12 protein-coding genes and 8 tRNA genes are annotated in these 15984 nt (G+C 46.0%); all 20 read left to right on the top strand.

Annotated elements, in window-relative coordinates; genetic code table 11:
- The first annotated feature begins 59 nt into the window (after window positions 1-59).
- Window positions 60-131 (top strand) — tRNA-Glu (locus tag RT269_RS13015).
- A 6-nt stretch (window positions 132-137) separates the two neighbouring features.
- Window positions 138-210, top strand: a tRNA-Thr gene (locus tag RT269_RS13010).
- A 37-nt stretch (window positions 211-247) separates the two neighbouring features.
- A tRNA-Ile gene (locus RT269_RS13005) sits at window positions 248-321 on the top strand.
- A 29-nt stretch (window positions 322-350) separates the two neighbouring features.
- Window positions 351-424: transfer RNA gene (locus tag RT269_RS13000), tRNA-Asp, on the top strand.
- A gap of 69 nt (window positions 425-493) precedes the next feature.
- A tRNA-Val gene (locus tag RT269_RS12995) sits at window positions 494-566 on the top strand.
- 116 nt (window positions 567-682) lie between these two features.
- Window positions 683-768 (top strand) — tRNA-Leu (locus RT269_RS12990).
- A gap of 29 nt (window positions 769-797) precedes the next feature.
- Window positions 798-871, top strand: a tRNA-Arg gene (locus RT269_RS12985).
- Between the two features lie 131 nt (window positions 872-1002).
- Window positions 1003-1076 (top strand) — tRNA-Arg (locus RT269_RS12980).
- Between the two features lie 245 nt (window positions 1077-1321).
- Window positions 1322-2122, top strand: coding sequence for a serine hydrolase (locus tag RT269_RS12975; protein ID WP_313183181.1), 801 nt, complete (start codon window positions 1322-1324; stop codon window positions 2120-2122).
- On the top strand, window positions 2119-3204 hold the full coding sequence (locus RT269_RS12970; RefSeq protein WP_313183179.1) for a dipeptide epimerase: 1086 nt from the start codon (window positions 2119-2121) through the stop codon (window positions 3202-3204). The genes RT269_RS12975 and RT269_RS12970 overlap by 4 nt, the downstream gene beginning before the upstream one ends.
- A 61-nt stretch (window positions 3205-3265) precedes the next feature.
- Window positions 3266-5200, top strand: coding sequence for a peptide ABC transporter substrate-binding protein (locus RT269_RS12965; protein WP_313183178.1), 1935 nt, complete (start codon window positions 3266-3268; stop codon window positions 5198-5200).
- A gap of 139 nt (window positions 5201-5339) precedes the next feature.
- Window positions 5340-6281 (top strand): ABC transporter permease, encoded by a 942-nt coding sequence (locus RT269_RS12960; protein WP_313183177.1) that lies wholly within the window; start codon window positions 5340-5342, stop codon window positions 6279-6281.
- Window positions 6278-7264: an ABC transporter permease gene (locus RT269_RS12955; RefSeq protein ID WP_313183175.1), complete on the top strand. Its 987-nt coding sequence runs from the start codon at window positions 6278-6280 to the stop codon at window positions 7262-7264. The genes RT269_RS12960 and RT269_RS12955 overlap by 4 nt, the downstream gene beginning before the upstream one ends.
- An 11-nt stretch (window positions 7265-7275) precedes the next feature.
- On the top strand, window positions 7276-8328 hold the full coding sequence (locus RT269_RS12950) for an ABC transporter ATP-binding protein (RefSeq protein WP_313183173.1): 1053 nt from the start codon (window positions 7276-7278) through the stop codon (window positions 8326-8328).
- On the top strand, window positions 8328-9260 hold the full coding sequence (locus tag RT269_RS12945; protein ID WP_313183171.1) for an ATP-binding cassette domain-containing protein: 933 nt from the start codon (window positions 8328-8330) through the stop codon (window positions 9258-9260). Before RT269_RS12950 ends, RT269_RS12945 begins: the two co-directional genes overlap by 1 nt.
- 570 nt (window positions 9261-9830) lie before the next feature.
- Window positions 9831-10739 (top strand): C40 family peptidase, encoded by a 909-nt coding sequence (locus RT269_RS12940; protein ID WP_313183170.1) that lies wholly within the window; start codon window positions 9831-9833, stop codon window positions 10737-10739.
- A gap of 38 nt (window positions 10740-10777) precedes the next feature.
- The gene (locus RT269_RS12935) at window positions 10778-11623 is read left to right on the top strand and encodes a serine hydrolase (RefSeq protein ID WP_313183168.1); all 846 of its coding nucleotides are present in this window, start codon (window positions 10778-10780) and stop codon (window positions 11621-11623) included.
- Between the two features lie 136 nt (window positions 11624-11759).
- Window positions 11760-12950 (top strand): ABC transporter substrate-binding protein, encoded by a 1191-nt coding sequence (locus RT269_RS12930; RefSeq protein ID WP_313183167.1) that lies wholly within the window; start codon window positions 11760-11762, stop codon window positions 12948-12950.
- A gap of 133 nt (window positions 12951-13083) precedes the next feature.
- Window positions 13084-14796: an ABC transporter permease gene (locus RT269_RS12925; RefSeq protein WP_313183165.1), complete on the top strand. Its 1713-nt coding sequence runs from the start codon at window positions 13084-13086 to the stop codon at window positions 14794-14796.
- A 73-nt stretch (window positions 14797-14869) separates the two neighbouring features.
- Window positions 14870-15946, top strand: a complete 1077-nt coding sequence (locus RT269_RS12920) for an ABC transporter ATP-binding protein (protein WP_313183163.1) — start codon at window positions 14870-14872, stop codon at window positions 15944-15946.
- Window positions 15947-15984: the final 38 nt, after the last annotated feature.

Below are 15984 nucleotides of genomic sequence, written 5' to 3'. Positions count from 1 at the left end.
GTAGAGCAAACGGCTGTTAACCGTTGGGTCGTAGGTTCAAGTCCTACTCGGGGAGCTTTGGCCCCATGGTCAAGCGGTTAAGACATCGCCCTTTCACGGCGGTAACACGAGTTCGAATCTCGTTGGGGTCATTTAATGCCGATGTGGCTCAATTGGCAGAGCAGCTGATTTGTAATCAGCAGGTTATCGGTTCGAGTCCGATCATCGGCTTTTAGAAATTTAATACATTTGCAGATTATAATGTTTAGGACCTTTAGCTCAGTTGGTTAGAGCAACCGGCTCATAACCGGTCGGTCCCGGGTTCGAGTCCCCGAAGGTCCACTGACACTGAACTAAATATTTGATAATCTGGCCTGGTGGCTCAGCTGGTTAGAGCGCCGCCCTGTCACGGCGGAGGTCGTGGGTTCGAATCCCATCCGGGTCGTTCTGTGCTGAAAAGTACAGGCTTTACAAACCAGCAGGTAAGTAGTATAATACTTATTGCATCGTATATGGGATCTTAGCTCAGCTGGGAGAGCATCTGCCTTACAAGCAGAGGGTCATAGGTTCGAGCCCTATAGGTCCCATTTCCATGAGAGCGATACGAAATACGCTTTGCGAATTTCGTTCGTTGTCGCGGCAGTCGCCAACTGAACATGTAAGCATGTTCGCTTGGTTCATTGCCCGCGCAAATCATGAGAATGCCGGCGTGGCGGAACTGGCAGACGCACAGGACTTAAAATCCTGCGGGACTTACCTCCCGTACCGGTTCGATTCCGGTCGCCGGCATTTGCCTGATAAGGCAATTAAGTGAATATGTGTGTGTAGCTCAGCTGGATAGAGCACTTGGCTACGGACCAAGGTGTCGGGAGTTCGAATCTTCTCACGCACGTACAGAAAACCTTTGTTTACAAGGGTTATAAAAAAGGCATCCTGAAAAGGGTGTCTTTTTTGTGTATAAAAGGCAATTCATCGCTTTACAAATTTAGCAAATTGGTGTATATTAACCATGTACCATGAAATGCGCTGGTAGCTCAGCTGGATAGAGCGTCTGGCTACGGACCAGAAGGCCGCGAGTTCGAATCTTGTCCGGCGCATGAGAAGAACAGTTTTATTATATTGCGAAAACTGTTCTTTTTTCATATTTGTTTTGGCGGATAGTGCGGAAGTCTGTTTTTATACAAATTATCGCTTGATTTTTTTTCGGAATTTATTATACTAAACTTAAGGCTTTGAGGCAGATAGAATCAGGTGCGATGAGGTAGCTGTAGACAATAGGTGCAGTGCCTCTTTTTTTATATCAGGCCGTCAAATCAGGCCGGCAGGGAGTTTATTTATTGGTATGAAAGATGAAATAATAAAGAAGCTGGAACAGATCCCTGGAAAAATCAGTTTTTTATATGAGGATTTGAAGACAGGAAAAGGATTTGCATATCACGAACAAGAGCCCATGATGGCGGCAAGCGTCATCAAGCTGTTTGTTATGGCGGCTGCCTTTGAAAAGAGTAAAAAGGGATCCTTCCAGATGGATGAACTGTTTGCTGTGAAAAGGGAAGACTGCGTTCCTTCCTGCGGCGCTCTTACTTACCTTCATGATGGGATTTTAGTAACAGGATTGGATCTGGTCACATTAATGATCATTTTCAGTGATAATACGGCCACCAATATACTGATCGATATTCTTGGAATAGACGAAATCAACGAGACCATCCGGGGACTTGGATTCAGGCAGACACTTCTTCAGAGAAAAATGTATGATATAGAAAGGTCAAGCCGCGGGATCCAGAATTACATAACTGCCTATGAAACAGGCAGGCTTCTAAAAATGATATATAACGGGACTCTTATAGACAGGCAATCCAGCGAAGCAATGATCTCCATTCTTAAAAATCAGCAGCTTTGCAGTAAGATCCCATTTTATCTGCAGGCCCTTGGGGAGAGTCCGGAAATTGCCCACAAGACAGGGGAAGATACGGGGATCACTCATGATGTGGGGATTGTTTATGGAAAAGAACCGTTTTTGGTCTGCTTTTGCGGAAATGAGACGGATACCCCTGCTTTTGAAAGGGTCATGGCTGAGGTTTCCCTGGAATTATATAAGCAAGTCAATCATGAGAATCAGGAAATTGGGGGAAAGCAATGAAGATTGTAAAAATAGAAACGGCAAAGGTCAATATTCCTCTTGTGACACCATTTAAAACAGCGTTAAGAACGGTTGACAGCGTCAATGATATTGTGGTGAGGATCACAACGGATGACGGTCAGACGGGGTTCGGTGAGGCGCCTCCTACGGCAGTGATTACCGGGGATACCCATGGCTCCATCCTTTCCGCTATTGAGGAATTCATTGCTCCGGCCATTATTGGAATGGAGATTGAGAACCTGGATGGGATCATGAAAAAGCTTCATGGCTGCATACGGAAGAACAGTTCTGCAAAGGCTGCGGTGGACATGGCTGTTTATGACCTTTTTGCAAAGTCATGCAGGAAACCTTTATATAAGATTCTGGGAGGCGGGCGCAAGGAGATCGAAACGGATCTGACCATCAGCGTCAATGGCGTGGAGGAGATGGTGGTTGACAGCCTAAAGGCGGTTTCGCAGGGCTTTCGTATCCTGAAAATCAAAGTGGGAAAAGAGAGCAAAATGGATGTGGAGCGGATTCAGGCCATTCGTCAGGCAGTAGGGCCGGATATCAAGCTTCGCATTGATGCAAATCAGGGGTGGTCTGCCAAGGAGGCAGTAAAGATCATCCGGACGTTGGAAGATAAGGGAATTGTCATGGATCTGGTGGAGCAGCCGGTTAATGCCCATGACTTTGAGGGGATGAAGTTTGTGACCAGCCGGGTGTATACACCTATTCTGGCAGATGAGAGCGTTTTTTCATCTGAGGATGCCATACATATTATCAGGGAACGGGCAGCGGATCTGATTAATATAAAGCTTATGAAGACAGGGGGCATTTATGAAGCCTTAAAGATCTGTGCCATTGCAGAGAGCTTTGGGATGGAGTGTATGATCGGATGTATGCTGGAAAGCAAGATCGCGGTCAGCGCGGCGGCTCATCTGGCGGCGGGAAAGGGGATCATTACCCGGGCCGACTTAGATGGACCATCTCTTTGCAGGGAGGATCCTTATACTGGAGGGCCTGTTTTTAAAGGGCCTAAGATTTTTATGAATGAAGATCCTGGAATGGGAATTATTAAGGTTCCTGCATTTGGTGAGTGATAGGATGATAGGATACTAATCCCCGATGGGTTAGAAATATTAGAAAAATGGAGGAGAATTTATGAAGAAAAGAAGATTAATGGCTGCGATCCTATGCGCAGTTCTTGCTGCTTCCACGGCACTAAGCGGCTGTGGCGGGAAAAAAAACACAGTAGATGGTTCCCAGGCAGCAGGGAATGAAAGTGGGGCGGCTGAGAGCGGAAAGGCGGCTGTGTATACCAGATTATATGGCTCAGAGGTTACAACTTTAAATTATCTTGTTTCCGCATCAACGGAAGACCAAAGACCTGCGGCAAACTGCGTTGACACCTTAATTGAATATGACAATAAGGGGCAGATTAAACCCGGACTTTCTACGGAATGGAGTTATGATGAAGCTTCTTTGACATGGACCTTTAAGCTACGTGAAGCCAAGTGGGTGGACAATACCGGCGCCGAGGTTGCAGACGTGACGGCCCAGGATTTTGTTGATGCCATGAAATATGAGCTGACCCCTGAGTATGAAAGTGCAAACGTACAGAACCTCTTTGGAGTCATTGCGAATGCGGAGAAATATTATAATGGATTGGCATATAAAGGCGGGGCAGATAAGGACGGGAAGGTCTGGGATCCTATTGATTTTTCAGAGGTAGGAGTAAAGGCAGTTGATGACCAGACCCTTACTTATACTTTAGAAAAAGAGGTTCCATATTTTCTTTCTTCCACGGCCTATGTAGTATATATGCCGGCTTACGGCCCGCAGCTTACGGAATTGGGAAAAGATTTTGGTACAGGCGCAGATAAGATGTATTACAACGGTGCTTTCTATCTGGAAGAATTTTCTCCCCAGGAAAAACAGGTTTATAAGAAGAACCCTTTAAATTATGATGCAAATATCGTTTATCTCGATGAAATTCAGAGAATTTATAATGCAGAATACAATACCATTGGGCCTGAGATGGTAAAACGCGGAGAGGTTGATTATGCAGAAATCTCCTCTGATATCCTGGATGATTGGCTAAAAGGAGAGGATACTAAGAATTTGATCAGCCGTGAGCGGCCAAAGACCAGCTATTCTTATTTCTACTGCTTTAATTTTAACCCGCAGTTTGATGCTCAGTATGAGCCGGATAACTGGAAAAAAGCTGTAAATAATGAAAATTTCCGCAAGGCACTGTTTGCAGGTTTAAATAAGACAAAAGAGGTATCTGTTCTGGAACCGGGTACTCCTGACGATTTTGTAATCAATTCCATTACACCGCCCAATTTTACATTCAATGCGGATGGGGCGGATTATACAACGGTCGGCGATATGGAGTCCCTAAATCAGACCTTTGATGAGACAAAAGCAAAAGAATACCGTGATCTGGCGAAGGAAGAGCTGACTGCTGAAGGCGTTACGTTCCCTATAAAGGTTCTGATGCCTTATAATCCTTCTGAAATCAACTGGGATAAAGAATGCCAGGTAGTGGAGCAGCAGATGGAAAGTCTGCTTGGCACGGATTTCATTGATATCATTGTGGAGGCCGGCCCTGCGGATGGATTCTTAACGGAAGTGCGCCGAAACGGCAAGTTTGCATTGATGAAATGTAACTGGGGCGCTGATTATGCGGACCCGGAAACCTGGACCGACCCGTTCTACCAGTCAAAGGGTGAGGATGGATATGACCTTGGATATAAATACGGAAATATTGCAAAAGCCATTGAAGAAGGAACTTCTTCCGCAGATGCGGCAGTGGAGTACTTTTCTCTGGTGGAGGCAGCCAAGGATTTAAAGGTGGATATCAATGACCGTTATGAGGCATTTGCCAAAGCGGAAGCCAGCCTGATCAACCATGCATTTGTTCTGCCCCTTAGTATTTCGGTGAGCAGATATGTAGCTGACAAACTGGATGTATTTGAAGGCCAGTATGCACCCTTTGGTGTATCAAACTTAAGATATAAGGGTCAGCATCTTCTGGACCATTACGTTTCCATGGATGAGTTTAAGGCCAACAGGGAAGCGAACGAGAAATAAACGGCAGGTATATGCGCCGGGCCATTGGCGGTAAAGCTTATGGTCCGGCGGAAAAATACCGTCTGAAACGGATGTGCCGTAGGGCCCGTCTTGTTCAGAGAGTATTTTTAAAAGAAAACACAAAGGAGCCGAGAAACTGATGTTAAAGTATTTAGGTAAAAGAATCGCACGTTCATTTCTTACGCTGATCATCATTCTGACCGTGGTGTTCTGTTTGCTTCGCCTTATGCCCATTGAGGGATATTTCCAGAACTTTGACAAGATGACGCCTCAGCAGATCCAGGTGGGCTTAAAGGAAATGGGACTTACGGATCCTCTTCCGGTCCAGGTGATCCATTTTTTTAAAGACCTTCTTCACGGGGATTTAGGCGTGTCCAGGATTTATCGTTCCAATGTTCCCGTATCTGATATTCTGGCGGACAAGGTGCCTGTTTCCGTGAAGCTGGGTGCCTGGTCCATGGCCGTATCTCTTCTTGTGGGACTTCCTATGGGAGCCTTGATGGCGCGGTATAAATACAGGTGGTTCGACAGGATCGGAACCTTGTTCATTGTTTGTATCCAGGCAGTTCCTGCAGCGGTTTATTTTCTCTATATTCAGCTTTATGGAACCAGGTTGGTGGGAGTCGGGTTGCTTTTCCAGATCGATGATCCCAAATACTGGATTCTTCCGGTCGTGTCCATGTCCCTTGGAAATATGGCCTTTTACGGCATGTGGCTGAGACGGTATATGGTGGATGAAAGCAATAAGGATTATGTGAAGTTAGCCAAAGCAAAGGGGATGTCAGAGGGAGGAGTTATGTTCAAACATATCTTCCGCAATGCATTTGTTCCATTGGCTCAGTATATCCCCACCGCATTTTTAAACACAGTGATCGGCTCCATTTATATTGAATCCCTGTACAGCATCCCGGGAATGGGAGGGCTTCTGGTTACGGTGATCAAAAAGCATGATAATACCATGGTTCAGGGCATTGTTCTGCTCTATGCCTGTGTAGGCGTTCTGGGACTTTTGCTGGGTGACTTGCTGATGGTAATGCTGGATCCAAGGATCAGTCTGGGAAAGAAGGAAGGTGACAGATGATGAAACAGTTTTCTTACCGCCATACAAAGGAATCGGAATTCATGGAAAATATGGAGGAAGCAGAGCTGTTTTCCTTTGCAGGCTTTAACCAGGAGGAAGCGGAGAAAACCGGGTACAGCAATTATTCCTACTGGTACAGCACCTTCCGCGCCTTTTTAAAGAACAGGGGGGCCTTTGTCCTTCTGGTGCTTTTGATCCTTCTACTGGCATTCACCTTTTTACAGCCCTATCTGCCGGGGCAGTATGATCCAAACATGATCATCAACGATGCAAACGGGATGCAGTTTCGCAACATTCCTCCTGGAAAAGAATTTATTCTGGGGACCAATTCTATTGGACAGGATTTATGGGCGAGGATCTGGGCAGGGACAAGGACTTCTCTGATCATCGGATTGTCTGTGGCTCTTGCGGAAGCGGTCATAGGCATATCTGTTGGGGTGATCTGGGGATATGTGAGAAAAGCAGATTTCATCCTTACAGAAATTTACAATATCATTGACAACATTCCCAATACCATTGTTCTGATCCTTATTTCTTATATATTAAAGCCCAGTGTGAAAACTCTGGTATTTGCCATGTGCCTGACCGGATGGATCCAGATGGCCAGGTTTATCAGGAACCAGATTCTCATTATCAGGGACAGGGATTATAATGTTGCCAGCCGCTGTCTTGGTACACCTGTCAGCAGGATCATTGTAAAGAATCTTCTTCCTTATCTGGTGTCAGTGATCATGCTTCGCATGGCACTTACCATTCCGGCTGCCATCGGCAACGAGGTATTCATTACTTACATTGGTTTGGGGCTTCCGGTAAATATTCCAAGCTTAGGCAATTTAATCAACGAAGGGCGGGCGTTGATTACCAGCCCGGCTTTGCGCTATCAGCTGGTTTACCCCACAATCATCCTTTCCTTTGTTACCATATCGTTTTATATCATCGGCAATGCCTTTTCGGATGCCGCTGATCCCAAGAATCACATGTAAGGAGAGACAGCATGAACCAGGAAAAGATTTTAGAGGTAAACGATCTGGACATCAAATTTGAACTGAGGGGAAAAGTCCTTCATGCCATACGCGGGATTTCCCTTGATTTATATAAGGGAGAGATTCTGGCTATTGTAGGGGAATCGGGAAGCGGAAAGTCTGTTTTTACCAAATCCTTTATGGGACTTTTGGAGAAAAATGGGTATGTAGATGGCGGAAGTGTTGTTTATTCCGGGGCAGATGACCGGGAGAACGTTGAATTAACAGCCGTTAAGAGAGAGAAGGACTGGCTTAAGATACGGGGGCATGAGATTGCGATGATCATGCAGGATCCCATGACCAGCTTAAGCCCCTTAAAAACCATTGGAGTTCAGATCATGGAAGCAGTGCTGCTTCATCAGAAGGTGGGGCATTCAGAAGCAAAGAAGCGGACGCTAAAATATTTAATGGATGTGGGAATTCAGGATCCGGAAAAAAGGTTTGACCAGTATCCTCATGAGTTTTCCGGGGGGATGCGCCAACGGGTGGTGATCGCCATTGCCATAGCCTGTAATCCCCAGATCCTTATTTGTGATGAGCCGACTACGGCTCTTGATGTGACCATACAGGCCCAGATCCTGGACTTAATTAAGGAACTGCGGCATAAATACAGGCTTTCAGTAATTTTGATCACCCATGACTTAGGAGTGGTGGCTAACATCGCAGACAGGGTGGCGGTTATGTATGCAGGGGATATTGTGGAGATCGGCACCTGTGAAGATATTTTTTATGATGCAAGGCATCCTTATACCTGGGCTTTGCTTTCTTCCCTGCCTCAGGTGGGGGTAAAGGGGACGGATCTGTTTTCCATTCCAGGCACGCCTCCCAATCTTTATGCGGAGATAAAGGGGGATGCCTTTGCTCCCCGCAATCCTCAGGCTCTTAAAATCGATTTTGTGAAAAGACCTCCTTATTTTGAGGTATCGCCTACCCATAAAGCGAAGACCTGGCTGTTAGATCCCAGGGCACCTAAGGTGGACCCGCCGCCTGTGGTCAGCAAAATCAGGAATGGAGGGCTGCTTTGATGGAACGTGAAGTACTGTTAGATGTAAGAGATCTGGATGTGACCTTTGGAGAGCGCAGAAAGAAATATGAGGCGGTAAAGAAGGTAAGCTTTAAAATATACAAAGGAGAAACCTTTGGGCTGGTGGGGGAGTCCGGGTCAGGGAAAACCACCATTGGCCGTGCGATCATGAGGATCGTTCCTAGCTGCGGAGGAGATATTCTTTATAAAGGTGATAAGATCAATGGGAGAATCCCTGTGGAGCTGGACCGGAAGGTCATTAAGGAAATACAGATGATCTTTCAGGATCCCCAGGCTTCCTTAAATGAAAGGGCCAAGGTGGATTATATCATCAGCGAAGGACTGATGAACATGGAAAAGGGACTGGGGGAAAGGGAACGGAAAAAACGGGTAGACCAGGCCCTTCTTGATGTGGGACTTCTTCCGGAATTTGCAAGCCGTTTCCCTCATGAGTTTTCCGGGGGTCAGAGGCAGAGAATCGGAATTGCCAGATCCCTTATTATGAATCCGGATTTTATCATTGCCGATGAACCGATATCTGCTCTTGATGTGTCCGTCCGGGCCCAGGTACTAAATCTCCTTGGAGATATGAAGAAGAAACGACAGATCACTTATCTTTTTATTGCCCACGACTTATCGGTCATGAGATTTATCACGGACCGGATCGCTGTGATCCGTAAAGGTGAGATTGTGGAAATGGCGGAAACAGAGGAACTGATCACCCATGCCCTTCATCCCTATACAAGGGCGCTGCTCTCCGCAATACCCATGCCGGATCCAAAGCATGAAAAGGAGAAAAAGCTTTTGGTTTATGATCCTTCGGCCCACGATTATTCATGGGAAAAGCCTTCCTGGAGGGAAATAAGGCCAGAACATTTTGTATTGGCAAACCGGAAGGAAGCGGAAGAATATAAAAGATTGTATAAAGAGTGAGTGATAAAAGCTGCCTGTTAGCGGGCGGCGGCATAAGAAAAAACATCGGAAACTTCATTTTATTGAGGTGACGGTGTTTTTTTAATCAAAAGTGTAATAGCGAGCATAGGAAGTGTTTCTACATTTCCATAGAATTGTCAATTAGGAACCTCTGACTCTAGTTTCCTTTCTAAGATGCAGCTGCAAAAAGCCCGATTTTTCACTTCAATGGCTGGAAGAATGCTGCATGGACTTTGAGACCTTTATATCGGAACGCGTGGAGGGTGGACAAAAGCAGCTTGATCTTTTAGCGCCGATAAAGCACAAATGACACAGTATACAATATAAGTATAATATGCAGGAGCGGTGGAGCGAGTCTTCACCGCTCTATTTGCCTTCTTATGTCAGCAATCTTTACGGGTAGGAGTTTTAATTTTTTGGTATCATTGACATTCCGGATATCTGACCATATAATAATGAAAAATACAGTGTCCGGCGGTTTGATGAAAACAGGAAAACCGTTTGAATTGTCATGAAGCGGTATAAAAAGTGCCGGAAGGAATATAGCAGGAAGAACAGGAGGAGATGGCAATGGAATCTTATGGGATTATAAAGATACCGGTGGCTACTATTTGGGAAGGCAGGTCGGAGATAAAAGAGAACAGCCTTGGAGAGACAGTGTCGGCCATTTCGGATGAAGGGCTGTATGGAATGGGGCTTACGATAACCGGGGCGGAGGAGCGGGGATTTTACCCGGTGAGGACATTTTACGGCTATTTCGGCTTTATCAGGAAAGAGGAAATGGAGCTGGTGAGTCTGGATGAGCTGAAATGCTGGGAAGAGTGCGGACTTATGGTTACAGATGGAATTTACGTGGACATTCTTTCTCTCCCAATGGTTCAGGGAGTGCGCCTTTTAAGCCTGTTCCGTGGTTCTCTTATCAGGGTACTTTCCTTTGACTCAGAAACTGAAGGCTGGGCCAAGGTTGAGCTTCTCGATGGGCGAGTGGGCTATATGAGAAACCAGTTTTTAAGGAAAAAGGAATTTTCCCAGTCAGGTCTGTGGACGGGGAAGCTTCCACAAAAGGAAATTGTGGATGAAGCATCATTCCGTAAGTCGGTGGTAGAAACGGCAAAGCAGTATCTGGAGACCCAGTATCGCTGGGGAGGAAGATCTAGCGCAGGCATCGACTGTTCCGGGCTTACTTCGGAAAGCTATCTTTTAAACGGAATTTTTATCTACCGGGATGCCAGGATAGAACCGGGATTTCCGGTACATGAGATTCCAAAGGATGAGATGCTTCCCGGGGACCTTATGTATTTTCCGGGACATATCGGCATGTATATGGGAAATGGTGCTTATATCCATTCTACGGGAAAAATCGGCAGCGGCGGTGTGGTGATCAACAGCCTAAATCCTCAGGCAGAGGACTATCGGGCAGATCTTGCAGAAAGCTGGTATGCGTCAGGGAGTATTTTTGGCACAGCCACATTGATGTAAACTCATTATTTTATAAGTTAAGAGAAAGGCCGGATAAAATGGATTCCAGATTGACATTAGAGAAAAGAATTGAAGCGGAGATCATGAGCTATGACGGGAAAATGGGGATTTATCTGGATGATTTCCATGGTAATGTAATTGCCATTCACGCAGATGAGGCATTTGAGACAGCAAGCACCATAAAGACCTATATACTGGCATGTCTGTTTGATGAGGTGGAAAAGGGAAACAAAAGCCTTGAGGACATGATCGAGTACAAGGAAGAACATGTGGTGGACGGAAGCGGTGTGCTTCCGGCTCTGGAGCCGGGTGCAATGCTCAGGGTAAAGGATGCGGCAACCCTTATGATCATTGTAAGTGATAATATTGCGACCAATATGATGATAGACTACCTGGGGCTGGATAGGATTAACCAATGCATCAAAGCCCTTGGCTGCAAGGATACGGTGCTGTACAATCCCATTCACTTTGAGCAGTACGACAGGCTTGGGTCCAGTACGCCGGGAGATTATGCCAGCATTTTTATCCGGCTGGCAAAGGGAGAGCTTATCAGTCCTTGGGCGGATGAAAAGATGCTGGATATCTTAAAAAAGCAGCATTACAACAGCATGATCACTAAGGATTTCCCCCCGTTCTATATGGACAGCGATAATACGGATGACATCCTGATTTCCGTTGCCTCTAAAAGCGGAAGCATGGATGCCTGCAGAAATGACGGCGGCCTGGTGTTTACTCCCTATGGGCCTTATGCCATCGTCATGTTCCACAAGGAATTTTCTGATGCCATGTATTATCCGGCCCACCCGGCCACTGTGTTCGGGGCCAGGGTCAGCCGGATGATCCTGGATCAGTTTTTAGCGTTGGAAGGAAGATTTTTAAAATAAAGAATCAGTGTGTATTTTTACTAAAAAAGGTTTGGATAAGTTCAAAAATCACGACATTATTACTGATTTTTCGGTATCTGCTTTTGGATTTTTTTGTTAATATAAGGTAACAGAAAAAAACGGAGGGATATCTATTATGAAAAAAAGAACGGCATTTTTGCTGGCGCTTACAGCGGCTCTCAGTCTGACCGCATGCGGTTCCAAACAGGAGGCGGCAGCTACAAAAGCAGAGACAGCAGCGGAGACACAGACAACGGCTGAAGGAGCAACGGCTGCTGCAGGAGAAGAGAAAAAGGATTCAGGGGAAGATGGAGATTTATCGGAACTGATCAAGGCAGCTCAGGCGGAAGGGGAATTAACTGTCTATGGCTCCTGCGAAGAGGAGCATTTGGCTGCGGTATGCCAGTATTTTGAAAAGACCTATGGCATTAAGACAAAGTTCCAGAGACTTTCAACCTCAGAGGTTTATACCAAGGTTTCTGAGGAGGGAGGAAAGCCTTCTGCTGATGTATGGTTCGGCGGAACGACTGACCCCTATAATGAAGCGGTTGCAGCTGGGATTTTAATGCCTTATGATGCGATGAATGCCAAGAATCTTATAGGTGACCAGTATAAGGATCCTACGAATAGCTGGTATGGTATTTATAAGGGTATTCTGGGCTTCATGGTGAACACGGAAGAATTAAACAGACTTGGATTAGAGGCTCCCAAAACCTGGGATGATCTGACAAAAGAAGAGTATAAGGGACTTATCATGCTTTCCAATCCTAATACAGCAGGTACGGCTAAGCTGGTGATCAATACCATGGTACAGATGAAGGGCCATGATGCTGCTATGGAGTATTTTAAAAAGCTGGACAAGAACATTGCACAGTATACAAAATCAGGTTCCGGCCCATCTAAGATGGTTGGACCTGGGGAATGTGTCATTGGTGTCGGTTTCCTTCATGACGGGATTTATCAGATTCTTCAGGGATATGATAACATTCAGCTGATTGTTCCTGAGGACGGAACATCCTTTGAGGTAGGAGCAACTGCGATCTTTAAGGGTGCTTCCCATCCAAATGCAGCGAAGCTGTGGATCGAATATGCCCTGTCACCAGAGTGTGTGGATCTTGCAAAGGAAAACGGTGCTTACCAGTTCCTGGTATTAAAGAACGCAACACAGCCGGAAGAGGCTGTACGCTTTGGCCTGGATATGAACAATACCATTGATTATGATTTTGAAGATGCAAAAGAAAACAGTGCGAAATATGTGGAAGATTTCTTTGAAGCCTTGGGAAGCTCTGCGGACAAGGCAGATGCCGACCGTTTCCTGACACAGTAAGGAGACTGAGGCAGGAAATAAACGTCCGGCTGTAGGAAGGAAGATGCTGCGTAATGCGTAAAAGGCCATTACGCAGCATTTTTACATCATTGGAGTCAGGACTCCTGCCTGGAATGACGAAAGGAGGACTATTATGGCCAGCTTGCAGAGTAACCAGCTGGAGCGCAAAAAATTCTTTTCTGACCCGATTTTGGTCAGCATGATTGCAGTTTTGCTTATTTTTCTTGCGCTGTTTATTCTTTATCCTCTGTTTATGCTGTTGATAGACAGCTTTTATGCGGAGGGTTCTGTCACACTTCAAGTGTTTCGGAGGGTTTTAAATCTGGAACGTTTCCAGAATGCTTTTAAGAATACCCTGGTTCTTGGATTTATCACAGGGACCGCTTCTACGGCCATCGGATTGCTGTTTGCTTATGTCGAGGTCTATGTGAAGCTGAAAACTAAGGTCTTGGAAAAGCTCTTTGGGCTTGTTTCCATGCTTCCGGTGGTATCACCGCCATTTGTTCTGTCTTTGTCCATGATCATGCTTTTTGGAAGGAGCGGCCTGATCAGCAGGTCCCTGCTTCACATATATGATTCTAATGTCTATGGGCTTAAGGGAATTGCCATTGTCCAGACTCTGACCTTTTTTCCGGTATGCTACTTAATGCTAAAAGGGCTTTTGAAAAATATAGATCCTTCTCTGGAGGAGGCAACCAGGGATATGGGGGCCTCCAGGTGGAAGGTGTTTTCCAGTGTTACTTTTCCACTTTTGCTTCCGGGACTTGGCAATGCGTTTCTGGTGACCTTTATCGAGTCTGTAGCGGATTTTGCAAATCCCATGCTGATCGGCGGGTCTTATGATACTTTGGCTACCACCATTTACTTACAGGTGACAGGAGCTTATGACTCCACAGGCGCGGCAGCCATGTCAGTTGTTCTGTTGTCCCTGACGGTTGTGCTGTTCCTGATACAGAAGTATTATCTGGAAAAGAAAACAGCAGCTACTTTGACGGGAAAGGCTTCCCGCATGAGAATGCTCATTGAGGATAAGAGTGTGACCGTCCCTCTGACTTGTTTCTGCGGAATTGTTGCGGCTTTTGTCCTGCTGATGTACATCATGGTTCCCTTTGGAGCCCTGTTTACCCTCTGGGGAAGGGACTACAGTTTAAGCCTTAAGTGGTTTCAATATATGTTTAAAACCAGCGGAATCAAGGCATTTAAGGACTCCTTTGTGCTGTCTTTAATCGCTGCGCCTCTCACGGCATTTCTTTCCATGGTCATTTCTTATCTTGTGGTCAAGAAGCGGTTTAAGGCAAAGGGATTTATTGAGTTTGTTTCCATGCTTGCCATGGCTGTACCGGGAACGGTTCTTGGTATTGGATATATCAGGGGCTATGCAAACGGATTGTTCCGTTCCGGATTTATGAGCGGCCTTTATGGGACTGGGCTTATTCTGATCATTGTATTTATCGTCCGCAGCCTTCCCACCGGAACCAGAAGCGGGATATCTGCCCTGCGCCAGATTGATAAATCCATAGAGGAATCTGCTTATGACATGGGAGCCAATTCTGCCAGGGTGTTTATGTCCGTGACCCTTCCTCTTATCAAGGATTCTTTTTTCAGCGGTCTGGTAACGGCCTTTGTCCGCAGCATTACCGCCATTTCCGCCATTATCCTGCTGGTGACGCCAGATTTTCTGCTAATCACCTGCCAGATCAATGAGCAGGCGGAAAAGGGAAATTACGGTGTGGCCTGTGCTTATGCAACCGTATTGATTCTCATTACTTATGGTGCGGTTCTCATTATGAATGCTATGATGAAGTTCTTCGGTGTCAGCAGAGCCGTGAAAGAAGTACAGGATTAAGTTTTAATACCCTGCGGGTATACCTTTATGTCAAAAAGCGTGGGCAGGAAAGAAGAAACAGGAGGAATATAACATGGAAAAACAGAAAAAAGGCGTACGGTTGGAACGCATTTCAAAAATATACATGGATCCAAAGACAGGCAAGGAGTTTTATGCAGTAAAGGATACCTCTCTGGATATTGAGCCGGGAACCTTTGTTACCCTGTTGGGACCGTCGGGCTGCGGCAAGACGACGACCCTTCGTATGATCGCGGGCTTTGAAAGTCCGGATGAAGGGGAAATCTATCTGGGAGGAGAGGCAATCAACCATTTGACTCCCAATAAAAGGGATACGGCTATGGTGTTCCAGAGCTATGCCCTTCTGCCTCATTATAACGTGTTTGACAACGTGGCCTACGGTCTTAAGATCAGGAAGGTTCCAAAGGAGGAGATCAGGGAACGGGTCATGAATATATTAAAGTTGGTGGAAATGGAAGGGATGGAGACCCGCATGACAAACCAGCTCTCCGGCGGGCAGCAGCAGCGGGTGGCATTAGCCAGAGCCCTGGTCATTGAACCGGGAGTCCTTCTTTTTGACGAACCTTTAAGCAACTTAGATGCAAAGCTGAGGGTGACCATGAGGACTGAGATCCGAAAGATACAGCAGAAGGTGGGAATTACGGCAATCTATGTGACCCACGACCAGTCCGAGGCCATGAGCATTTCCGATAAGATCATCATCATGAGCAAAGGCAAGGTGGAGCAGATTGGAAGCCCAAGGGAGATCTATTATCATCCCGCCTCCAGGTTTGTGGCTGATTTTATCGGAGAAGCCAACTTCTTAAAGGCAAAGGTTTTGTCGGAAGAAGGAGAAAAAGCCATGATTTCGGTGGCAGGCAAAGAGTTTGAAGTAAACAATTTTGCAGGGGCCCATTCCGGAGATGAAGCGACTTTGGTGATCCGGCCGGAGGGAGCGATCCTGGCGGAGCAGGGGATTTTAGAGGGACTGGTCACCTTATCCACCTTCATGGGGTCTTATCAGTACTATCAGATCATGGTGGGAGACATGGAAATCCAGATTACGGATTATAATCCGGTCAACCGGAGAATCTATGAAGTGGGTGAAAAAGCTTATCTGGATTTTGATCCAAAGGGTGTTTACATCCTGTAGCACTGTGTTAGAATAATAATAATAAGTTTGAAGGGCAG

The sequence above is a fragment of the Lacrimispora sp. genome (assembly GCF_032078915.1).
Classification (GTDB): Bacteria; Bacillota; Clostridia; order Lachnospirales; family Lachnospiraceae; genus Lacrimispora.
This window is presented reverse-complemented; position numbering and strand designations above follow the sequence as displayed.

Bases quoted from the DNA above. Each gene is read 5' to 3' on its own strand.
- RT269_RS12975 (WP_313183181.1), top strand. From the start codon at position 1,322: ATGAAAGATGAAATAATAAAGAAGCTGGAACAGATCCCTGGAAAAATC.
- RT269_RS12970 (WP_313183179.1), top strand. From the start codon at position 2,119: ATGAAGATTGTAAAAATAGAAACGGCAAAGGTCAATATTCCTCTTGTG.
- RT269_RS12965 (WP_313183178.1), top strand. From the start codon at position 3,266: ATGAAGAAAAGAAGATTAATGGCTGCGATCCTATGCGCAGTTCTTGCT.
- RT269_RS12960 (WP_313183177.1), top strand. From the start codon at position 5,340: ATGTTAAAGTATTTAGGTAAAAGAATCGCACGTTCATTTCTTACGCTG.
- RT269_RS12955 (WP_313183175.1), top strand. From the start codon at position 6,278: ATGATGAAACAGTTTTCTTACCGCCATACAAAGGAATCGGAATTCATG.
- RT269_RS12950 (WP_313183173.1), top strand. From the start codon at position 7,276: ATGAACCAGGAAAAGATTTTAGAGGTAAACGATCTGGACATCAAATTT.
- RT269_RS12945 (WP_313183171.1), top strand. From the start codon at position 8,328: ATGGAACGTGAAGTACTGTTAGATGTAAGAGATCTGGATGTGACCTTT.
- RT269_RS12940 (WP_313183170.1), top strand. From the start codon at position 9,831: ATGGAATCTTATGGGATTATAAAGATACCGGTGGCTACTATTTGGGAA.
- RT269_RS12935 (WP_313183168.1), top strand. From the start codon at position 10,778: ATGGATTCCAGATTGACATTAGAGAAAAGAATTGAAGCGGAGATCATG.
- RT269_RS12930 (WP_313183167.1), top strand. From the start codon at position 11,760: ATGAAAAAAAGAACGGCATTTTTGCTGGCGCTTACAGCGGCTCTCAGT.
- RT269_RS12925 (WP_313183165.1), top strand. From the start codon at position 13,084: ATGGCCAGCTTGCAGAGTAACCAGCTGGAGCGCAAAAAATTCTTTTCT.
- RT269_RS12920 (WP_313183163.1), top strand. From the start codon at position 14,870: ATGGAAAAACAGAAAAAAGGCGTACGGTTGGAACGCATTTCAAAAATA.